The sequence below is a fragment of the Enterococcus sp. DIV2467a genome, assembly GCF_050532945.1.
GTDB lineage: Bacteria > Bacillota > Bacilli > Lactobacillales > Enterococcaceae > Enterococcus > Enterococcus faecalis.
Genome location: NZ_CP172896.1, coordinates 1,540,528 through 1,561,465, shown reverse-complemented (window position 1 = coordinate 1,561,465; position 20,938 = coordinate 1,540,528). Strand labels below are relative to the sequence as shown.

At 38.8% G+C, this 20,938-nt stretch carries 20 protein-coding genes; all 20 read right to left on the bottom strand.

What is annotated here, in order from left to right; translation table 11 throughout:
• Positions 1-62: 62 nt before the first annotated feature.
• The 20 genes from pflB to eutS all read right to left on the bottom strand — a co-directional run bounded on the left by pflB (position 63) and on the right by eutS (position 20,877).
• Positions 63-2,309, bottom strand: coding sequence for a formate C-acetyltransferase (pflB, locus tag IGL80_RS07335; protein WP_002357529.1), 2,247 nt, complete (start codon positions 2,307-2,309; stop codon positions 63-65).
• A 289-nt stretch (positions 2,310-2,598) separates the two neighbouring features.
• Positions 2,599-5,061 (bottom strand): DNA topoisomerase IV subunit A, encoded by a 2,463-nt coding sequence (gene parC, locus IGL80_RS07330; protein ID WP_430598204.1) that lies wholly within the window; start codon positions 5,059-5,061, stop codon positions 2,599-2,601.
• Positions 5,062-5,073: 12 nt separating this feature from the next.
• Positions 5,074-7,131: a DNA topoisomerase IV subunit B gene (gene parE, locus IGL80_RS07325; RefSeq protein WP_002404306.1), complete on the bottom strand. Its 2,058-nt coding sequence runs from the start codon at positions 7,129-7,131 to the stop codon at positions 5,074-5,076.
• Between the two features lie 204 nt (positions 7,132-7,335).
• Positions 7,336-7,764, bottom strand: coding sequence for a CoA-binding protein (locus IGL80_RS07320; protein ID WP_002360261.1), 429 nt, complete (start codon positions 7,762-7,764; stop codon positions 7,336-7,338).
• Positions 7,765-7,851: 87 nt separating this feature from the next.
• A complete protein-coding gene (locus IGL80_RS07315; protein WP_002357522.1) occupies positions 7,852-8,295 on the bottom strand; it encodes an ethanolamine utilization protein EutQ in 444 nt (147 codons plus the stop codon).
• A gap of 12 nt (positions 8,296-8,307) precedes the next feature.
• Positions 8,308-9,408 (bottom strand): ethanolamine utilization protein EutH, encoded by a 1,101-nt coding sequence (gene eutH / locus IGL80_RS07310; RefSeq protein ID WP_002357520.1) that lies wholly within the window; start codon positions 9,406-9,408, stop codon positions 8,308-8,310.
• Positions 9,409-9,420: 12 nt separating this feature from the next.
• Positions 9,421-9,684, bottom strand: a complete 264-nt coding sequence (locus IGL80_RS07305) for a EutN/CcmL family microcompartment protein (RefSeq protein WP_002357519.1) — start codon at positions 9,682-9,684, stop codon at positions 9,421-9,423.
• A 12-nt stretch (positions 9,685-9,696) separates the two neighbouring features.
• Positions 9,697-10,296, bottom strand: coding sequence for a TIGR02536 family ethanolamine utilization protein (locus tag IGL80_RS07300; protein ID WP_002360259.1), 600 nt, complete (start codon positions 10,294-10,296; stop codon positions 9,697-9,699).
• Positions 10,297-10,310: 14 nt separating this feature from the next.
• Positions 10,311-10,946 carry an ethanolamine utilization phosphate acetyltransferase EutD gene (gene eutD, locus IGL80_RS07295; protein WP_002360258.1) on the bottom strand — a complete coding sequence of 212 codons (636 nt, stop codon included), beginning with the start codon at positions 10,944-10,946 and terminating at the stop codon, positions 10,311-10,313.
• Between the two features lie 3 nt (positions 10,947-10,949).
• Positions 10,950-11,519 (bottom strand): hypothetical protein, encoded by a 570-nt coding sequence (locus IGL80_RS07290; RefSeq protein ID WP_002360256.1) that lies wholly within the window; start codon positions 11,517-11,519, stop codon positions 10,950-10,952.
• A 68-nt stretch (positions 11,520-11,587) separates the two neighbouring features.
• Positions 11,588-11,878 carry a BMC domain-containing protein gene (locus IGL80_RS07285; protein WP_002357513.1) on the bottom strand — a complete coding sequence of 97 codons (291 nt, stop codon included), beginning with the start codon at positions 11,876-11,878 and terminating at the stop codon, positions 11,588-11,590.
• Positions 11,879-12,001: 123 nt separating this feature from the next.
• Positions 12,002-13,480 carry an acetaldehyde dehydrogenase (acetylating) gene (locus tag IGL80_RS07280; RefSeq protein ID WP_002360255.1) on the bottom strand — a complete coding sequence of 493 codons (1,479 nt, stop codon included), beginning with the start codon at positions 13,478-13,480 and terminating at the stop codon, positions 12,002-12,004.
• A complete protein-coding gene (locus IGL80_RS07275) occupies positions 13,471-13,989 on the bottom strand; it encodes a BMC domain-containing protein (protein WP_002360254.1) in 519 nt (172 codons plus the stop codon). The genes IGL80_RS07280 and IGL80_RS07275 overlap by 10 nt, the downstream gene beginning before the upstream one ends.
• Positions 13,990-14,002: 13 nt before the next feature.
• Entirely contained in the window at positions 14,003-14,656 is a 654-nt protein-coding gene (eutL, locus tag IGL80_RS07270; protein WP_085366387.1) for an ethanolamine utilization microcompartment protein EutL, read from the bottom strand.
• Between the two features lie 13 nt (positions 14,657-14,669).
• Positions 14,670-15,581 (bottom strand): ethanolamine ammonia-lyase subunit EutC, encoded by a 912-nt coding sequence (gene eutC / locus IGL80_RS07265; RefSeq protein WP_002404304.1) that lies wholly within the window; start codon positions 15,579-15,581, stop codon positions 14,670-14,672.
• 17 nt (positions 15,582-15,598) lie between these two features.
• Complete coding sequence (locus tag IGL80_RS07260) at positions 15,599-16,963, bottom strand: ethanolamine ammonia-lyase subunit EutB (protein WP_002357506.1); 1,365 nt, start codon at positions 16,961-16,963, stop codon at positions 15,599-15,601.
• Positions 16,964-16,980: 17 nt separating this feature from the next.
• On the bottom strand, positions 16,981-18,429 hold the full coding sequence (gene eutA, locus IGL80_RS07255; protein ID WP_002390646.1) for an ethanolamine ammonia-lyase reactivating factor EutA: 1,449 nt from the start codon (positions 18,427-18,429) through the stop codon (positions 16,981-16,983).
• Between the two features lie 66 nt (positions 18,430-18,495).
• The gene (locus IGL80_RS07250) at positions 18,496-19,929 is read right to left on the bottom strand and encodes a sensor histidine kinase (RefSeq protein WP_002360250.1); all 1,434 of its coding nucleotides are present in this window, start codon (positions 19,927-19,929) and stop codon (positions 18,496-18,498) included.
• Positions 19,930-20,502, bottom strand: a complete 573-nt coding sequence (locus tag IGL80_RS07245) for an ANTAR domain-containing response regulator (protein WP_002384488.1) — start codon at positions 20,500-20,502, stop codon at positions 19,930-19,932.
• A 27-nt stretch (positions 20,503-20,529) separates the two neighbouring features.
• Positions 20,530-20,877 carry an ethanolamine utilization microcompartment protein EutS gene (eutS, locus tag IGL80_RS07240; protein ID WP_002345864.1) on the bottom strand — a complete coding sequence of 116 codons (348 nt, stop codon included), beginning with the start codon at positions 20,875-20,877 and terminating at the stop codon, positions 20,530-20,532.
• Positions 20,878-20,938: the final 61 nt, after the last annotated feature.

The window sequence follows — 20,938 nt, the reverse complement described above, 5'->3', positions numbered from 1 at the left end:
TTTCAAACGAAAAGGATGACACGTTGAATGTCACCCTTTCAGTTAAATAATGTAAATGTTTTTTATAGTCTGTCGTGTGAAGTTCTTGAAATAACGTCTGCTTGTTGTTCAGGAGTTAAGTCACGGAATTTCACGGCATATCCAGATACACGGATAGTTAAGTTTGGATATTTTTCTGGATGTGCTTGTGCATCTAATAATAATTCGTTTGTAAATACGTTTACGTTTAAGTGGTAACCACCTTTATCGAAGTAGCCATCTAATACGTTACGTAAGTTGTTAATTCTTGTGTCGTCGTCTTTACCTAAACCATTAGGGTTGATGGTTTGTGTATTAGAAATACCATCTAAAGCGATTGTATATTCTAAACGAGCTGTTGAGTTTAATGAAGCTAACAAGCCATTTTTCTCACCTAAGAATTTACCGTCTTGATAACTTGGGTTCGCACCTGGTGCAAGAGGTTTGCCGGCACGACGTCCGTCAGGCGTGTTCCCTGTTGCTTTACCATAAACAACGTTTGAAGTGATTGTTAATAATGAAGTCGTTGGTTTAGAGTTACGGTATGTGTGTTGACGTTTAATTTGTGTCATAAAGTAATCTAAAATCCAGTTAGCCATTGCATCGGCTTCTTCGTTATCATTTCCGTATGTTGGGAATTCTTTTGTTGGTACATAATCAATTGCCATACCATCTTCGTCACGGATTACTTCTACTTCACCGTGTTTAATTGCCATGATACTATCAGTCGCATGAGAGATTCCGGCAATACCAGTTGCGAATGTCCGTTGTAAATCAGTATCCATTAAAGCTAATTGTGGTGCTTCATATGCATATTTATCATGCATGTAATGAATAATGTTTAATGTGTTAACGTACAATTCAGCTAACCAGTCTAAGATGTCTTTATAGCGTTCCATGAATTCGTGGTAATCTAATTTGTCACCAGTCATTGGACGATATTTTGGTGCTACTTGCATTTTAGTTTTTTCGTCGACCCCGCCGTTAATTGCATAAAGAACAGCTTTCGCTAAGTTCGCACGAGCGCCGAAGAATTGCATATCTTTACCCATAACTGTTGCAGAAACACAACATGCGATTGCGCAGTCGTCAGAGCCCCAGTTTTCACGTAATAAGTCATCGTTTTCAAATTGGATAGATGAGCTTTCTTTCGCGATTTTAGCTGCATATGTTCTGAAGCCTTCTGGTAAGTGAGAAGAATACAATACAGTTAAGTTCGGTTCTGGAGATGGTCCCATGTTTGTTAAGGTGTGTAAGATACGGAAGTCATTTTTGGTAACTAATGAACGACCGTCAATACCCATACCAGCAATAGATAATGTTGCCCAAATTGGATAACCAGAGAATAATTGGTTGTATTCTGGTGTCCGTGCAAATTTAACCATACGTAATTTCATGATTAAATGGTCAATCATTTCTTGTGCTTCAAATTCAGTGATTAAACCTGCTTCTAAGTCACGTTGGATATAGATATCTAAGAATGCTGAGATACGACCAATTGACATTGCCGCACCATTTTGAGATTTAATGGCACCTAGGTAACCAAAGTATAACCATTGGATTGCTTCTTGCGCATTTGCAGCAGGACGAGAAATATCGAAACCATAAGAAGCAGCCATTTGTTTTAAGTCATTTAACGCACGGTATTGTTCAGAAATTTCTTCACGTAAGCGAATAACATCGTCTGTCATTTCTTTGTTACCAGTGTTATCATGATCTTTTTTCTTTTGTTCCATTAAGTAGTCGATACCATATAATGCGATACGACGATAGTCACCGATAATACGGCCACGGCCATAAGCATCTGGAAGACCAGTAATGATTTTGTTTTTACGTGCTAAACGCATTTCAGCTGTGTAGGCATCAAAAACACCTTGGTTATGTGTTTTTCTGTATTCTGTGAAGATTTTTGTCATTTCTTCGTCAGTTTCATAACCATTTGAAACTAAGGCATTGTTCGCCATTTTAATACCACCGAATGGCATAAATGCTTGTTTTAATGGTACATCTGTTTGTAAACCGACAATTTTTTCTTCTTCTTTGATTAAGTAACCAGGTTCATGTGACGTAATAGTTGCTGGGATATCGCTATCCATGTCATAAACGCCATTTTTTTCATGTTGGATTTCAAATAATTCTTGTAGTTTTGTCCATAATTTGTCAGTGCTCGGAGCGATTGGTTCTAAGAAACTGTCGTCGCCTTTGTACTCTGTGTAGTTGTTTTGAATAAAATCACGAGTGTCAACGCTTGTTCTCCATTTGTCGCCTTTAAAGCCTTCCCATTGTTTCATGAAGTGTTTGCCTCCTTAGTTAACTGCTACTTGATTGTATGTAACAGCTTTATGTGATTAGTATAACACATAACCTTTTAGATGCAAGCGTTTTTTTATTATTTATTGCACTTTCTTAATAAATAAATGGGGAGCAAAGATTCTAAATGCTGATATATAAACATTTATACTTGTGAAAATAAGAACGATTTATAGTTGTTATCACTTGTGAAAAATGTACTTCTGTATTAAAAACAGCAGCCATCTGTATTAATACAGATGGCTGCTGTGGAGATATTTATAACACAGTTTAGTTTGTTTGTTCTTCTTCAATCACTGCAGAATGCATCTCGTGGACTTCCATTACTTGGCCATCTTTTTGTTCATCGATGACAAAGGAACCGTTGGATGTTCGTTCACTGATTGGATAGTTTTTCGACTGAATAACTTCTTGTGTGCCTTTTTGCGTAGTAACTAATAAATCTAAATCGGTACTTTCAGACACAAAGACAACACGATGTGGATTTTTCTTCAATTCCCGTAAGACCATTAATCCACGTTTTGCTCGTCCTAATTGTGTTAATTCTTGGGCTAACATGCGTTTAACACCGCCACGTTGGGTAACGATGACAATCGGTGTATCCCCTTCAGAATGAACCAGTAAACCATTAACGACATAATCGTCTTCTTTGAGGTTCATTGATTTAACTCCAGCCGCTTTACTACCCACAACAGGTACTTCATATAATGGATAGCGTAAGCCAAAACCGCGATTGCTAACGAGGAAAACATCCAATAAGTCTTGATCATTTGTTAAATAAACATTGGTAATTTCATCTTGGTCTGATTTTAATTTCATACAAGATGTCGGGCGGCTCTTATAAGTGCGCCAAGGCTCAAAATCAGCCATTTTGGTTTGTTTAATCATGCCAGCTTTTGTAATGAAAACAAAGGTTTTTGTCGGACTTAACTCTTTATAAGGATATACAGCAATAATCGATTCATCGATAGCAAGATTTAAAATGGTTTGAGAAATATGTTCGCCAATTTCTTTCCAGCGTAAATCTGGCAACTCATGGACGGGGCGATAGATCATATTCCCTTTATTTGTTACTAGTAAAAGATGATCTAATGTATTGACTTCGCCAGCATATAGTAAAAAGTCGCCTTCTTTCATGCCGATTTCTTCTGGTTTTGATGCTGTATAAGAACGAATACTACTCCGCTTGATATAGCCTTCGTGCGTCACGGTTACGACCACGTCTTCCTGCGCAACTAACACGGCTGTTTCAATCTTGATTTCTTGGATTTCCTCTTCAATTTGAGTTAAGCGCGGATTGCCATATTGCTTTTTAACTTCGCGAAGTTCTTTTTTCATGACTGAGAATAGTTCTTTTTCATTGTTTAAAATGTTCAATAACTCAGCAATTTGTTGTTCTAAAGTTTTCGCTTCTTCTTGTAAATCAGTAATATCTGTATTAGTTAAACGGTATAGCTGTAAAGTAACGATTGCTTCAGCTTGTTCTTCAGTAAACGCATAGTCGGATACTAAGTTCTTCTTCGCATCTTTTTTATCTTTACTGCCACGGATTGTTGCAATCACTTTATCTAAGATAGACAATGCTTTAATTAAACCAGCAACAATATGCTCACGTTTGCGAGCTTTGTCCAACTCAAATTGACAACGGTTAATGATAACTGATTTGCGATGCGTAATGTAACTTTCTAAAATCCGTTTTAGTCCCACTTGTTGCGGGGTCATGTTGTCAATGGCTACCATGTTAAAGTTGTAATTGATTTGCAATTCAGTGTTTTTAAATAGATAATTTAAAATACCTTCTGCATTGACATCTTTTTTTAGTTCAACAACAATTTGCAAGCCAGTTCTGTCACTTTCGTCACGAACTTCGGCAATGCCGTCTACTTTTTTATTTAAACGGATTTCATCCATCTTCTTCACTAGCGTTGCTTTGTTGACTTCATAAGGAATTTCAGAAATGACAATTTGTTGTTTGCCGCCTTTTAAGGGCTCAATCTTTGTCTTCGCACGTAAAATTACTTTACCACGGCCGGTTTCGTAGGCTTTTTTAATTTCTGCTTTTCCTTGTAAGATCCCACCTGTTGGAAAATCTGGTCCTGGAATGTATTCCATTAATTTCTCTAAACTTGCATTAGGATGATCAATTAAATACACGGTCCCATCAATAATTTCCGCTAAATTATGTGTAGGAATTTCTGTTGCATAACCTGCTGAAATCCCCGTTGAGCCATTTACCAATAAATTAGGATATTTGGCTGGTAAAACAGTGGGTTCTTTTTCTGTATCGTCAAAATTCCAGACGAAATCGACGGTATTTTTGTCGATATCTTTTAACAACTCACCACTTAACTGTGATAAACGAGCTTCTGTATAACGCATCGCCGCTGGTGGGTCGCCATCCATACTTCCGTTGTTTCCGTGCATTTCAATTAGTACTTCCCGTAATTTCCAGTCTTGACTTAGACGCACCATCGCTTCATAAATACTACTGTCGCCATGGGGATGATAATTCCCCATAATGTTTCCGACAGATTTTGCTGATTTACGAAAGCCTTTATCAAAGGTATTGCCGTCTTTATTCATTGAAAAGAGAATGCGGCGTTGTACTGGTTTTAGCCCATCTCGAATATCTGGTAGGGCCCGTTCTTGAATGATGTATTTGGAATATCTTCCAAAACGATCGCCCATTACTTCTTCAAGGGTTAATTCTTGAACTTCTTGGCGTTTTTCCAAAATTGTCACTCCCTACTCTATGTCAAACAAACTGATTTCAGTGTCATCGGTTTGTTCTGCTTCTTTTGTTTTTTCCGCATCTAAAAGACTTTCTCCTGTTGGTGCAGAAGTGTCTTCTTCTGAACGATCTAAAATACTGCCATCTTCTTCCAACGTAAATTGAACATGTTGCTCAATCCATTTTCGACGAGGTTCGACTTTGTCGCCCATTAATGTGGTCACACGGCGTTCTGCTTGAGCTGCATCATCAATCCGAACACGAATTAAGGTTCTAGTTTCAGGATCCATCGTTGTTTCCCAAAGTTGTTCTGCATTCATTTCCCCCAGACCTTTATAGCGTTGGAGCATATAGCCTTTACCAACTTTATCAATCACTTCTGCCAATTCACCATCGGTCCAAGCATACTCAATGACTGATTTTTTTCCAGTTCCTTTAGAGACTTTATAAAGAGGAGGTAAGGCAATATAGACTTTGCCGGCTTCAATTAATGGTTTCATATAACGATAGAAGAACGTTAATAGCAACACTTGAATATGGGCACCATCGGTATCCGCATCGGTCATGATGATGATTTTATCATAATTACAATCTTCAATTGAAAATTCAGGACCAACGCCTGCGCCAATCGTATAGATCATAGTATTGATTTCTTCATTTTTCAAGATGTCTTGCATTTTCGCTTTTTCCGTATTAATGACTTTTCCTCGTAGCGGTAAAATGGCTTGGAATTTCCGATCGCGTCCTTGTTTTGCTGAGCCACCAGCCGAGTCTCCTTCGACAAGATATAATTCATTTTTCTTAGGATTTCTGGATTGAGCCGGTGTTAATTTTCCAGAAAGTAACGATTCACCTTTTTTCCGTTTTTTACCGTTCCGGCTTTCTTCACGGGCTTTGCGAGCCGCTTCACGGGCTTCACGGGCTTTAATCGCTTTCCGAATTAATGATTGACTCATTTCACTGTTTTCTTGTAAATAGAAGCCCATTTGTTCACCTACGACGTTGTCGACAACGGTTCTTGCTAAAGGTGTACCTAATTTCCCTTTGGTTTGGCCCTCGAACTGTAGTAAGTTTTCTGGTACTCGAATAGAAAGGACGGCTGCTAAGCCTTCACGGAAGTCGCTACCTTCTAAATTTTTATCTTTTTCTTTTAATAGTCCTACTTTACGTGCATATTCATTGTACGCCTTTGTCATTGACGTTTTCATACCGACTTCGTGGGTACCGCCATCTTTTGTGCGGACATTGTTAACGAAAGATAAAACATTTTCAGAATAGCCATCGTTGTATTGATAGGCTAATTCAACTTCAATACCTTCTTTGGCTCCTGAAAAATAAACAACGGGTGTTAATGTATCTTTTTCTTCATTTAGATAGGCAACAAATTCTTTAATGCCTTCTTCGTAGTGAAAGACTTCTTCTTTGAGTTCTTCCCCACGTCCATCTGTTAAAGTAATTTTGACGCCTTTTAATAAGAAAGCTGATTCTCTCAAACGTTCTGCTAAAATTTCGTAAGAAAAATTTGTCGTAGAGAAAATGGTGTCGTCAGGTAAAAAAGTAACGGAGGTGCCGTTGCGTTTTTTTGTTTTGCCGATTTTTTTTAAGGTACCAACTGGTTTACCGCCGTCCTCAAATCGTTCCATGTATTCTACGCCATCACGAACAATATGAACTTCTAACCACTTAGATAAGGCATTAACAACACTGGCACCCACCCCATGGAGTCCGCCTGAAGTTTTATAGCCACCTTGGCCAAACTTACCACCCGCATGTAAGACAGTAAAAATAACTTCTACTGTTGGGATACCAGAAGCATGCATCCCTGTTGGCATTCCGCGGCCAGAGTCTGCAACACAAATACTATTATCTTTTTGGATAGTTACGTTGATTTCATTCCCGTAGCCAGATAACGCTTCATCGACTGCGTTATCGACAATTTCATAGACTAAGTGATGGAGTCCACGGCTATCGGTTGAACCGATATACATACCAGGTCTTTTCCTCACTGCTTCCAATCCTTCTAGGACTTGGATAGAGGCATCATTGTACTCATTGTTAATTTTTTTAGCCAAAGAAAAAACTCCTTATACTTAGATTCTCGTTTAGTTAATAAGCGTACATTAACTATTTCTTAAAGAATTAGAAGAAGAGTGAGCCGGTTTCTTGCGTTTTCCGTTCGCTCCTTCTAAAACCATCATTACAATAATACTCTATCTGGGTCAAAAAAAAAAGAGCTTTCCGTTCAGGACGCTCTTTCTTTATAAAATTACACGTGTTTATTCAGCATCTGCCATTTTTGCCAATTCAATTTTAATACAACGGTTCATAATAACTTGCCGACCTTCATTTAATAACAAGTTCGCTGCCTCTTCGTTTTCCAAACCTAGTTGGGCCCAAAAAACAGGTGCTTCTGTTTTCAATGTTTCTGCGGCCACTTCTGGCAAAAATTCACTCCGCCGAAAGACATCAACAATATCAATCTTTTCAGGAATCTCTGTTAATGCCCCATAAACCGTTTCGCCAAGCACCGTTTCACCTTTTAAAACTGGATTGACAGGCAATACACGATAGCCATGTTGCTGTAAAATTTCCGCAATTTTGTAACTCGTGCGGTCGGGCTTGTTACTCAAACCAACCACCGCAATATTTTTTGCTTGTTTTAAAATATCAAAAATTTGATTTTGACTTGGATTCTCAAATGTCATTCACTCAACCCCTTTTTTCGTTCTTATTTATTATAACGCTGAGTAAAGGGTTTTGGCAAAATTATTCTCTGAATACCGACAAAATAATTATTGGCTTTGCCAATCTGCTGGATAAGTCACGTAGACAAAGCGGGCATCACCCGTCACTGAAAATTGAATTTTGCTACTTTTCGGGATTAAAATAATTTCACCGGCTGTTGCAGAAATTTTACGTCCGTCAATCAGTATATCCAGTTGTCCTGAAATAATATAATCAATTTCATCGTATTCTAGTGTCCAATCGAAGGTGGTATCTTTCATCACCATTAAACCGCAACCAAGGCGCGGGCTTTCTTCTAAAGAAAACAGATCTTTTGTGTAAACAATGTCCGCTGGGTTGCCTGTATCTAAACGATCGTCTTCTGTTACGTCGATTTCGGGTAATTTGATGGACATAATTCCACTTGGATCCACTTGTTTAGTCGGCATTAATTTTTCTGTGACAATTTGTCGAACAAGCGTTTCAATCATTTCACGATTTAATTCTGTCATATTTACACCTCATTATTTCACTTCTGTTTCGGGTTTCCCTAGCATTCGATTTGCCATAAAGATAGCCACAAAAATGGCGGTAATCCCTCCAACTAATTTGCCAACAATCATTGGAAAAATCATTTCTTTTGCTACGCCTGCAGTAAAACCAAGGTGGTCACCTAAAACGAAAGAAGCCGAAACAGCAAAAGCGATATTAATAATTTTTCCTCGATTATCCATGTCTTTTAACATTTGGAACATGGGAATATTGTTAGCTAATGTAGCAACCATTCCTGCAGCCGCTACTTCATTCATTCCTAAAACTTTTCCTAGTTTCATCAATGGTTTATTAAAGACTTTCGTAATCACTGCTACTAAACAGAAAGCGCCAGCTAAAGTTAAAGCAATCCCACCAACGACTTCAATTCCTTCAGTAACTGGTGCAATACCAGGAATCACTGTAATTCCTAATAATAGTTGAATCGCCCCCACAACTAAACCAAAGATAGCGACAATCACTACGCCTTGACCAAAAATTTGGAAGCCTTTAATCATGCCCTTTGGCGCTAACCATAAACCTAAAATAATTAAAGCGGCAACAATAATAATTGGAATTAAGTTAGGAATAATCAATGACAATGGCATGCCAGCTGTTAAACCACCTGCTAATAAACCAAAAGGAATTGTAATAATCCCGCTCAAAACACCCGTTGCTAAGAATTGTTGGTCGTCTTTTTGGATAATGCCAAGCGCTACTGGAATTGTAAAGACTAACGTTGGCCCCATCATTGCGCCTAAGATTGCCCCCGCAAATAAACCAGCTTGTGGATCATTGGCTAATTGTTGCGCTAACGCAAAGCCGCCCATATCATTAGCCAATAAGGTTGTGGCAAACATTGCTGGATCAGCCCCTAGTAATTCATAGACAGGAACGACAATCGGGCTTAAAAGATTGGCTAAGACAGGCGCTAAAGTGATAATCCCTACCATAGAAAGCGCTAGAGAACCCATAGCCATAATCCCTTCCTCAAATTGCTCCCCTAAACCTAGTTTGTTGCCAATACATTTATCGATTCCTCCAATAATCATGAAAAGAACCATAATATACATAATAATTTCATTAATGCTCATGTCTCGTCCTCCCTATTCTTCCTCTGTAGAATCAATGACACCAACAATCATTGCATCAATTGGGACATTCGGATCTTCTGCCGAAATACGGGCAGCATTGCCTTGACTAATTAACACTTTGTCCCCGACACCAGCTCCAGCGTTGTCAGCAGCAATTAAAAATCCTTGCTTTTCGTCCTCTTGATTCAAAATATCAACCATCATAAATTTCCAGCCATTTAATTTTTCATCTTTTCTTGTTGACCAAAGGCTACCAGTCACTTTTCCTAAAAGCATCGTTTTTCCTCCTTACGTCAGCAATTGATGTTTCCTAGCATAATCTTTCGCTAACGGGGTTAAATAGGCGTTTTTACTTAAAGAAACACCTGATTCTGTCATTCTTATCAATTGTTTTTCAGTAATGTAGGTTCGTTTGGTCTCAGCTAAAGAACGAAGTTGTTTTTGACAGGCCGCCTGAAACACAGCGTAATTTTCTGAATCATGATAAAAAATCATCCCAAACTGTTGGCACATGTCCACGTTTTCCTGAATCGTTCGTTTCAAACGATACTTCAATCGTGAATTTTTAGTCACTGAAGGTATTGGGGTTAAAACCAATACCGGCTTACCTTCAAATAAGAATGCTAAGATGTTTTTGACTAATTCATCTGTTTCCTGTAAATGCGCAATCGCATTTACTTGGGAAATCGTTAGCCTCTTTACAACCAAACCTCGTGCTAGCTTCTGCTCCTTGGTTACCCAATTTACATCAGGAAAACGAATAAACATTTCTTCAGGAAATGCTTCTTTTGCTTCTGCTAAAGCCACTGAATAAGACGACGACAGCAATTGTTGACAAATTTGATCAGTAATCTGTTGAATCAAATTTTCCATTTCAGAAACGTTCATTGTCCTTCCTCCTTTTACTTAAGAATATAGCCACGAGCTCCTTTGGTTAAGCCGCAAGCGTTGGCTTCATCGTAGTCAATGTGCATGTACGTTGCAAATCGCGGACTGATTCGCACAACCACATCATCAAAGATTAACGGACGTGTGCCTTCCACTTTGACTTGCACAATTTGGCTATTGCTTACTTTATTTTTTAAGGCATCTTCTGGTGTCATGTGAATATGACGTTTGGCAACAATTAAGCCGTGACTTAATGTCACAACTGCTGATCCGTTCATCAGCGTGACGCCAGGTGTCCCTTCTGTCTTGCCACTCTCTCTAACTGGGGCATTAATTCCTAAAATACGCGTATCCGTCATAGAAACTTCGACTTGTGATTCGCTACGTTCAGGGCCTAAAATAACCACATTTTGAAAAAGTCCTTTAGGTCCAGCAACCGTAATTCGTTCTTTACAAACGAACTGTCCAGGTTGTGATAAATCTTTCACTTTTGTTAGTTGATATCCTGGTCCAAATAATGCATCAATCTCTTGACGAGACAAATGAATATGTCGGCCAGAAGCTTCAACTTCAAAAGTATTTTGTTGTTGTTGCTGAATTCGTTTAACAACTTCTTCAACAATTTCATTCATTGAATCCAATTTGTTCATCTCCTAGTTTCGTGATATTTCAGCCATGGTGCTAATTAATTCTGTAGCCCAAGCTTGAAAAAGTCCGAACAGTTGTGATTCTCCTTTTAACTGGAGAATAATTTTATCTAGTTGTAATTGAATTTCTTTTGAGGAATAGCGCCATTGTCTCTGTTGGTTAGTTAGAATAGTTACCTTTGATTCCAAAATGACTGGTTCCATTACAAGCGACTGTTCTAAAATAAATTTCTCTAACCACAGTTGTTGTTGTTCGAAATATAACCAACCTTCTGTTGATAACGCTTCATTCGTTAAGAAAGGCAAATACAATAGATGGCTTAAGTGCCGAATCTCATAAATTGTTTCTTTTGATAAATGTTCTTGTTTTTGTTTTTGTGAGGAGGCCTTCACTGAATGAACCTCAGAAAGCAATGGGTTTGTTGAAGAGAAGCTGCTATTAATCCGATGCTCGCGTAGATAGCTTTTGGCGGCTGGCGTCAGAAAACTGCCTACAGGAAACACAAAATCCGTGCCATCTTCTAGTTCTTTTTTAAGCCTTTTGTTGCGAAGCATATCTTCTGTAATAACTGTCATAACACCCCTCCTCAATGAAAGTTTAGGACAGAAGTAATGAACCTACCTCTGCCCCCAAAAAATCAAAATTATAATTCAGTTGTTGCGTGTGGTAAAATAGCGTCTACTTCTGTATGTGGACGTGGAATTACATGGACAGATAATAATTCGCCAACACGTTCTGCTGCAGCAGCACCAGCATCTGTTGCTGCTTTCACGGCACCAACGTCACCGCGAACCATTACTGTAACTAAACCGCCACCGACTTGTTCTTTTCCAATTAAAGTAACGTTTGCCGCTTTCACCATTGCATCGGCTGCTTCAACAGCACCTACTAAACCACGAGTTTCGATCATTCCTAAAGCATTTGTACTTGACATTATAATTTCCTCCTAAGATGTATGTTTTATTTTTAAAAATTTGGGACAATTAGCAATTTGACTTAGGTCCCAAACCCTAAATCCAATAATTTATTTGTTTTACTCTTACTCGCTCGTTTCTTGTTAGTTTAAGCGAGCTAAAACTTGAGCCACCACGGCATTTACTAGTTCTTCTTGATTGGTTGTTTCGCAAGAAGTAGCCACAGATGTGGTTGATGTTTGACCAAATTCTTGACGAATCTCTTCTAAATCACGTACGCCATAAGCAACACGACGTAAATTGAACAGATTTTCAACTCCAATATTATCAGAAGTTGAGCTGCCACCAACTGCGCCACAACCTAGTGTTAATGCTGGCACTAAGTTAGTTGAAGCACCAATTCCGCCAAGTGTACCAGAGGTGTTAACAAGCAAACGAGAGACGGGTTTTCTTAAGCCAAATTCACGAATGACTTCTTTGTTTTCTGTGTGAATACCCATCGTATGACCCGCACCTTCACCTTTCAAAATTTCAATTGATAACGCGCAAGCTGCTTCCCAGTTTTCAACTGTATAGAAAGCAATAATCGGTGCCAATTTTTCTCTTGAAAATGGATATTTCAAGCCTACATGTGTTTCCTCGGCAACAATTAAGCGGCGATCTTTTGGAATAGATAAACCAACTAATGAAGCAATATGTTGAACGGAACGACCCACGATTTGCGGGTTCATTGTACCGTTTGGTCGTAAAATAAATTTAGCTAATTTGTCGGCTTCGGCTGGACTTAAGAAATACGCTCCCTGCTTAATTAACTCTTCTTTGACCGCTTCACGGTTGACAGTTTCAACAATAATTGATTGTTCCGATGCACAAATTGTACCGTTATCGAAAGTTTTTGAATCCATTATTTGTTTCACTGCATGAGGAACATTTGCGCTTCGTTCGATGTAGGCTGGTCCATTACCAGGCCCAACACCGATTGCTGGTGTTCCAGAAGAGTACGCTGCTTTAACCATTGCGTTTCCACCAGTAGCTAAAATTAAATTTGTTTCTTTATTTTTCATTAATTCGCTGGTCGCTTGCATGGTTGGCGTTTTGATGACCGAGACACAACCTTCTGGTGCCCCTGCAGCAATAGCCGCTTTTTGGATAATTTCCACTGTTTCAATAATCGATTTCAACGCATTGGGATGTGGTGAAAAAACAATGCTGTTGGCAGCTTTTAATGAAATTAATGCTTTGTAAATGACTGTTGATGTCGGGTTGGTAGAAGGAATTAATCCTGCAATTACACCCACTGGGACAGCAATTTCAGTGACTTTTTTGGCAGCATCATCATGGATCACACCAACTGTAGATTTGTCCTTCATTTCGTCATATACTACTTTTGAAGCGAAAGCATTTTTGATGATTTTATCTTCATAGATACCAAATCCTGTTTCTTCATTGGCCATTTTCGCTAACTTTTCTCGTTGGTTAAATGTAGCCTCTGAAACTGCTTGGACAATCGCATCGATTTGTTTTTGCGAAAATGTTGCTAATACTTGCTGTGCCTCTTTGGCTTTTCTGATTAAATTTCTTGTTTCTTGGATGGAACGTAAGTCTTTATCTACTAATTCCACTCGTCTTCACTTCTTTCTATTTCAGCCATGATTGCTTGAATTAAAGCTTCTTTATTGGCAAATTTAATCTCACTTTTCTTTAAACTACTTAGGTTCATTTTGTAGGCTTGTTTGCGTAAATCAACCACGCGTTGTGTTTCTAATTTTTGGCGTGTGCCAGTGTGTTCTTCCAAATCTGGTGTTTCAATCTCTTCTTCAATTACTTCTATTTGTTCCATCGGTTCAGGTGCTGACTTGGGTTCTGGATCTGATAAAATCACTTCCGTTTGAGCATCAACCCGTGAGATCACATGATGAGCAATTAAACAGTTTAATTCTTTAGCTACTTCCGTGCCTACTTCAACGGCAGCTTGGACCGCGGCAACGTCACCAATCAGCTCCACAGTTGTTAAACCGCCATTAATAATTTCAGCTTTTAACAAAGTAACGTCGGCGGCTTTCAATGCCGCATCGGCCACACTAATGGCACCTAAAAATCCTTTGACTTCGACCATTCCTAATGCTTTCATTCAGGTCACATCCTTAATAACTCAACGGATTGTCAGCGATATTTTGAATGACTTGTTCAAACGCACTGCAAGCAGCTTTACATGCAGATTGACTACCTGTCAATAAGGCGCCGCCAAAGTTCGTTTCAGAAGGTGGGCCATAAAAGACACCCATTTGAACATCGGCAGCTTTCATTGCTGCATCTAAGCCAACCATTGCTTCTAGCGGTGGAGCAATCAGATAAGCAATCGCTTCACCTTCAGGAATATTCGCTTGTTCAGATAAAAAGCTACCCGTTCTTGATACTACATGTGCAAAATAAACAATGCTGTCATCTTCGTTAGCACTATAGAAGCTGGCTTCTTCTTCAATGACTTGCGTAATGACACTCAAGCCACTATTGACTTCGGCAGGACTCGGACCAGCAATAATGCCAATCACTTCACCGGCTAATTTGGTTGAAGCATTTGCTGCGCCAGCATACATACTTTTACCGTAAACTACAGTAACATCGGCGGCTTTGGTTGCTTCATCTAATGCAACATAAGTGACATCATCACAATCTGAAGTAATAATTCCTAATGAGCGATGTTCTGGTTTCAATGATAATTCTTTTGCTAATGCCGGATCGACATTGGGAATGACTTTCATACTTAGGACATTTGCGCCTAGACGATCATTTTTCATGAGAAATCCTCCTTTATTCAGCTTCTTTTAAATCAATACCAGATTTTTTCTTGTCTAACATTTTTTTGATAATTTCGGCAATGTAGGCACCTGCTTCAACAGCCGGTGTCCCACCTTTGTGAATATTTGAAATAACTGTCCGCCGTGCTTCTGGCATACCGACAGTTGGTTTGTAAGCAATGTAGGCACTCATAGATTCAGCTGTTACTAAACCAGGACGTTCGCCAACTAGCAAACAAACAACATCAGCGTCAGTGATTTCACCAATTTTATCCATTGCTGGCACACGACAATATTTAACAAAAACTACATTGTCGAAATCTAAGTTGTACATGTTTAATCCTTGTTTAATTGCTGGTAGGACTTCTTTAATATTCGCTTCGATAGCAGCTGAACTAAGGCCATCCCCTACGACCATTTGGATTTTGGCTTTTGGTGTCGTATTTTTCCGAATGATTTCACTATTTTCTTCATCAAATTGACGACCATAATCTGGACGTGTTAAATATTCATCTTTACTGTTACAGATTGTTTTTGTAGAAATAAAATTCATTTCTTTTACCAAGTCTTCGCTTACGTCTGAAAAGACCGCATCTTGTGCTGCCGCATGGTCCGCTCGGAAACGTAATGTTGAACTAGTCATATAACGCGTCCCTGCACGACCAACGCCTAAACGAGCTGGCGAGAAAGCTTTCATTTTTAATAGTGCTTCAGGATCTACGGCATTTTTCAATAGTAATTGTTTACGTAAATCTACTTCAGTAATGTCAGGAATTAGGCCTTCTTCAATTTCTGTCGTTTCAGTGACGTTTGTTGTGACTGGTTTTTCTTCGGCAGTCACAGTGGCAGTCGAAACCGCTTGATTGTCAGCGACCATTTCTGTTAAAATTCCGGCAATCATTTCTTTTAATTCTTTTTCGTTCATTTGTATTCTCACCTCGTTTATTTAATAAATACAGATGCATCGCCAGCGCGACTTGTTAATTTTCCGTTTTCCATTAAGCCCATTTTTTCCATCCATTCTTCAAATTCTTTAATTGGACGTAAGCCTAATGTTTCACGAATCGTCGCAGTTTCATGGAACCCAGTTGTTTGATAATTTAACATGACATCATCGCCATGAGGAATCCCCATGATATACGTACAACCAGCTGTTGCTAATAACATTGCTAAGTTTTCCATATCATTTTGATCAGCTTTCATATGGTTGGTGTAGCAGACATCACAGCCCATTGAAATTCCAGTTAATTTGCCCATGAAATGATCTTCTAAACCAGCGCGGATGACTTGTTTTGAATCGTAAAGATATTCTGGTCCAATAAAGCCGACAACAGTATTTACAATATACGGATCAAATTTTTTGGCTAAGCCATAACAACGCGCTTCCATTGTGACTTGGTCTGCGCCAAAGTTCGCTTCAGAAGAAAGTTCTGAGCCTTGACCTGTTTCAAAATACATCACATTAGGACCAGCTGCTTGACCACTGTGAAGCGCTAAATCTTGTGCTTCAGCTAAAATTTCTGCATTTAAACCAAATGCTGTGTTCCCTTTTTCTGAACCAGCGATGGATTGAAAGACTAAGCCAGTTGGCGCACCTTGACGCATGGCTTCCATTTGTGTCGTTACGTGAGCAAGTACGCAAGTTTGTGTTGGAATTTCCCATTCACTGCGGAACTCTTCAAATTTGTTTAAGATCCGTTTAACACTTTCTGTAGAATCATCAACAGGATTCAAACCAATTAAGGCATCACCGGCGCCATAAGAAAGACCTTCCATAACTGATGCCATAATGCCATCGACATTATCGGTTGGATGGTTTGGCTGTAAACGATTTGAAAAAGTTCCGGGACGGCCAATTGTTGTGTTGGCGGTTTTTTCAATATTGATTTTTTTTGCGCCAACAATTAGATCCATGTTGGACATTAATTTACAGACAGCAGCAATCATTTCTGAAGTGAGTCCACGGGAAATTCGTTTGATATCAAAATCGGTTGTTTCCGAAGATAAGATAAATTCGCGTAATTCTGCAACTGTCCAATGTTTAATACTTTCAAAAATTCGCATATTGACTTGGTCAATAATAATGCGTGTCACTTCGTCTTCGTCATAATCAACGACGGGATTGTTAAACAAGTCATTTAAGGACAATTCTGATAAAACGACTTTCGCCGCCACGCGTTCTTCGGCTGAATTAGCAGCTACGCCAGCTAACTTGTCGCCAGACTTTTCTTCATTGGCTTTGGCTAAGACTTCTTTAACGGATGTAAATTGATAGACTTTGCCAAATAGTTTGGTTTTTAAAATCATCTTTGTGTCGCTCCTTTTTAATTAAATACTAAGGTCTTAACAATGACTGGAAGGACGGCTCCTTCTGCCACTGGTAAACCGATATCTACATAATCACCGTTTTCTACTTTGACCGAATCAAGACAGATAAACGGATAGTCTTTTGGCAGATGGGCACTTAAGGCATGCCCTAAAGCTTTCGCCATGTCTTCATCCACCATAACAATAATGGGAATTTGTTCAGCAACTAAACTAGCTAATCCTTCCACAATCCCTTGACCATAGCGTTGAATATCAGCAAATGTTGGATTGCTCATGCCTCTAATTGCTAGGGCAATCTGGGGTGTTTCTTCAATACGATGCCAATTGAGTTTTTCTTGGATTCGCTGGCCTAATTCTGTCACAGTAAGGGTTTCATCCTCTTGCGCTAATTTTAGAATTGGGATATTTTTTACCGGCAAAATTTGCTCACGGTAAGCGATCGTGCTTCCGCTAATTTCAGCAGTGTGTGAACCTGCTCCGACGACCGTCGCTCGGATTGTTTCTGCGCTTTCTAAGACTTCTTTTTCCGAAAAAATCAGTGACTTTCTCAGATATTTTCCTAAAAGCAAGCCGATGTCCCCATATTTAAAGAGATTCGTACTTGTCGTATTTAAGCAATCAGCCACACCACCAGAAAATGTTACAATTGGTAATTCCCCACCTTTTCGTAGTGGATGGTTGGTTACTAATAACTGGTAGAACGGACTTTGTGTCCCCAAGCCAATGCTATTTTCTAACACGGCAACTAATTCCGAAATAATTGGCAGTAAGTTTTGTTCGGTGGCTTGGTCACCAAGGTGCAAGGTTAGCCCTTTTTTATTTATAATTTCTTGAATCTTCGGAGCTATATAGGTGATTTTTTGTTGTTGATCTAATTTAATTAAGCGTCCGCCAATGTCAAAACAAGCCGTGTCAATCACTTCACCATCTTTAAAGACAGCTAAATTTGTCGTTCCACCACCAATGTCTAAATTAACCACTGGTTTGCGTTTCGTTTCAGAATAAGTTTGAGCACCAGCGCCTTTCCCGGCAATGATACTTTCTAAATCAGGACCAGCCGTAGCAACGACAAAATCACCTGCATAGCCACTAAGTGCTCGTAGCACATTGTTGGCATTGCTTTTTCGAGCAGTTTCACCTGTGATAATTACCGCACCCATTTGAATATCTTGTTTATGAATGCCTGCTTGGCGATATTGCTCCGCTACAAACGCTTTGATAGGTTCTGCATCAATTTCTGATTGGTTAAGTAAGGGTGTAAAGATAATGTCACTTCGGTAAATGACTTTTTTATCAGAAATGCTGATACGTGGTACTGTAAACGCAGAGGCAAAATTTTCAACAGTTAATTCTGACAAGACTAATTGGGTTGTAGACGTCCCTAAATCAATCCCTACGGTTAAAAGTGTTTCCTTCGACATCGCCTGACTCGCCTCCTTTTGCATACAAAAAGGCACTTAAAGAATCGTTAGAAAATTTCTTTCTACTTTTCTTTAAGCGCCTTTGCTTAATCAATGAACAACATCACTGGTGTTCTGTTCGAAATAGAAACAGGTTTTAGTTCCCTGTTTATTGGATTCAATTGTAATTTTTCCTTTTAATTTATCTTTTACGTAGCTTTTGACAATCATCAAACCTAAACTGGTCTCGTTACTTTGATGAACGTCATATCCTTTACCATTATCTGTAACAGTAATGGTAATCATTTTATTATCTAATGTTCCGCTAAGTTTAACAACGCCACTTGTTTGTGGCTCAAATGCGTGATCAAAAATGTTTTGTAATAGTTCGTTGACAACAAGGGAAATGGTGACCATTTGTTCGCTAGAAACCATAATGGCTGGATCAACATCCATCATCATCTCAATGGGTTGTGCGCCTTGAAAAAGATGTCTAAAATTATACATCACTGCTTCCAATGTTTGCCGTAAAGCAACGTCATCTTTGACTTGTTTTGACAGCAATTCATGGGTGGCTGCAATCGCCATAATTCGATTGACACTTTCATGAAGGACTTTCTTTGCTTCGGGGCTTTGCGTTCGCCGTTCTTGAATACGCAATAAGGAAACCACCGATTGCAAGTTATTTTTAACACGATGATGAATTTCACGAATCGCAACAGATTTGGAAATAATTTCCGCTTCTTTTTCTTTAAATTCTGTATTGTCTTGAATAATCATAATCAGTTGTTCTTCTGATGCCAACCACACTTTCCGAACCTTAAAATAATAATTAAGGTAGGTCGTTTTGCTTTCAATTGGTTGATTACTCATTTTATATTTCATTTGATACAACACATATTCAAAAGTTGTATAATCGATGGACAAATTGTCATAGCTCATTCCAATGATATTATCCCGATAACCAAGTTTGCGATAAAGCTCTTGTGCATTGTGATTGGTAATTAATAAGTGACCCGCCGCATCAAAAATCAAAACGGCTTCTGCCAATTGATCAATAAATAATGCGTCGACTTGACTAGTTGATTTCTCTACTTTTGCTAACTGGCAGTTATTTAGCTCCTCTTTTTGTAAGTCCGCTTGAATCTCTTCATCTGCCGCAATCTCGACAATAATGACACCAATCGTTCGATGTTCATTGCGAATGGGATAGATATTTTGCTTAATCAAACGATTTTCCTGAGTCACTGCTAACAAACCAATGCTATTTAAGCTAGTTTGCATGGTACGCAGAACACCAGGTTCATTTTTTAATAAAGCTTCCATCCCGACGACATCTCCGCTATATAAAGAAGTTGTCTTCGCAGGCGGCTTATGATAAACGACTAGTGCTTGCTGTGACATTTCCTTATACACATCAATAAAAACATCTGCACTTTGATAGAGTGTCGTCGAAGAAAGATAACGTGCTGTACGTTGTAATTCTTTAATGTCTGATTCTGAAAGATTGGTATATTGGTGACATAATTGCTCTAATCGTTTCATTTATTCATCATCCATTACAATCAATTCTGCAATTTCACTCATACGTGCGCGTTTGTTCATACTTAACGTACGCAACATTTGGTAGGCTTCTTCTTCCGATATATGATTTTCTTTTACAAGAATACCTTTGGCTTTTTCGATAATTTTACGTTCTTCTAATTTTAAACTTAATTTATCGATTTGACTTAGTAACAGCTGCGTTTGTTTGCCTCGTTCAATGCTCATTTCAATTGTAGGTATTAATGATTTTTCATCTAGAGGTTTAACTAAATAACCCAGTGCTCCTAATTTTTTAGCCTTGTCCGTATTTTGTACGTCACTGTATGCAGATAAAAAGACAATACTACTGGCTAGTTGGTCTTGAACAATTTTTTTACCTGCTTTTAGACCATCTAAAATTGGCATTTGAATGTCCATTAATACTAGGTCAGGTTGTGTTTTTTTACATACTTCAATTGCTTCAAAACCATCGGCCGCTTCACCGACTACTTCGTACCCTGCTTCTATCACAATATCACGAATATCGAGTCTCGTAATAGGTTCATCATCGACTATTACAATTCGTCCATCCATTTTCTTCACGCCCTTGTCCTTTCAACGCTATGTTCTGGTAATTTTACAAGTTACAGAAAAGTTTAAAATCTGTTGTAAACCTTCAATCACCGCTTGTAAGGCCGCTTCCACTGAGCTTACGTCACCAGAAATGACCACCGATCCAGAAAAACGATCAATAAAACCGATTTGGATATCTCCGCTTTTAGTCGCAATATCAACAGCGATAATTGCCGCTTCGCTCGGAGTGATTGTCAAAATACCTAGTGCATTGCTGGTGCCTTCTGGCAACCCTAATTTTGTATAAATTTCTTTATTAGGACTAGCAATGATGTGCGCTAACGTTACTTGTTTCCCAGGAACATATTCTTGAATCATTCGTTGTTTTTCTTCCAACCAGACTCGCTCCTTTAATTTAGCAAATAAAAAATCCTCAATAAAAAACGTAAAGGTTCCA

Coding starts and splice junctions, on each gene's coding strand:
- pflB (WP_002357529.1), bottom strand. CDS start 2,309: ATGAAACAATGGGAAGGCTTTAAAGGCGACAAATGGAGAACAAGCGTT.
- IGL80_RS07320 (WP_002360261.1), bottom strand. CDS start 7,764: ATGACATTTGAGAATCCAAGTCAAAATCAAATTTTTGATATTTTAAAA.
- IGL80_RS07315 (WP_002357522.1), bottom strand. CDS start 8,295: ATGACAGAATTAAATCGTGAAATGATTGAAACGCTTGTTCGACAAATT.
- eutH (WP_002357520.1), bottom strand. CDS start 9,408: ATGAGCATTAATGAAATTATTATGTATATTATGGTTCTTTTCATGATT.
- IGL80_RS07305 (WP_002357519.1), bottom strand. CDS start 9,684: ATGCTTTTAGGAAAAGTGACTGGTAGCCTTTGGTCAACAAGAAAAGAT.
- IGL80_RS07300 (WP_002360259.1), bottom strand. CDS start 10,296: ATGAACGTTTCTGAAATGGAAAATTTGATTCAACAGATTACTGATCAA.
- eutD (WP_002360258.1), bottom strand. CDS start 10,946: ATGAACAAATTGGATTCAATGAATGAAATTGTTGAAGAAGTTGTTAAA.
- IGL80_RS07290 (WP_002360256.1), bottom strand. CDS start 11,519: ATGACAGTTATTACAGAAGATATGCTTCGCAACAAAAGGCTTAAAAAA.
- IGL80_RS07285 (WP_002357513.1), bottom strand. CDS start 11,878: ATGTCAAGTACAAATGCTTTAGGAATGATCGAAACTCGTGGTTTAGTA.
- IGL80_RS07275 (WP_002360254.1), bottom strand. CDS start 13,989: ATGAAAGCATTAGGAATGGTCGAAGTCAAAGGATTTTTAGGTGCCATT.
- eutL (WP_085366387.1), bottom strand. CDS start 14,656: ATGAAAAATGATCGTCTAGGCGCAAATGTCCTAAGTATGAAAGTCATT.
- eutC (WP_002404304.1), bottom strand. CDS start 15,581: ATGAACGAAAAAGAATTAAAAGAAATGATTGCCGGAATTTTAACAGAA.
- IGL80_RS07260 (WP_002357506.1), bottom strand. CDS start 16,963: ATGATTTTAAAAACCAAACTATTTGGCAAAGTCTATCAATTTACATCC.
- eutA (WP_002390646.1), bottom strand. CDS start 18,429: ATGCAAAAGGAGGCGAGTCAGGCGATGTCGAAGGAAACACTTTTAACC.
- IGL80_RS07250 (WP_002360250.1), bottom strand. CDS start 19,929: ATGAAACGATTAGAGCAATTATGTCACCAATATACCAATCTTTCAGAA.
- IGL80_RS07245 (WP_002384488.1), bottom strand. CDS start 20,502: ATGGATGGACGAATTGTAATAGTCGATGATGAACCTATTACGAGACTC.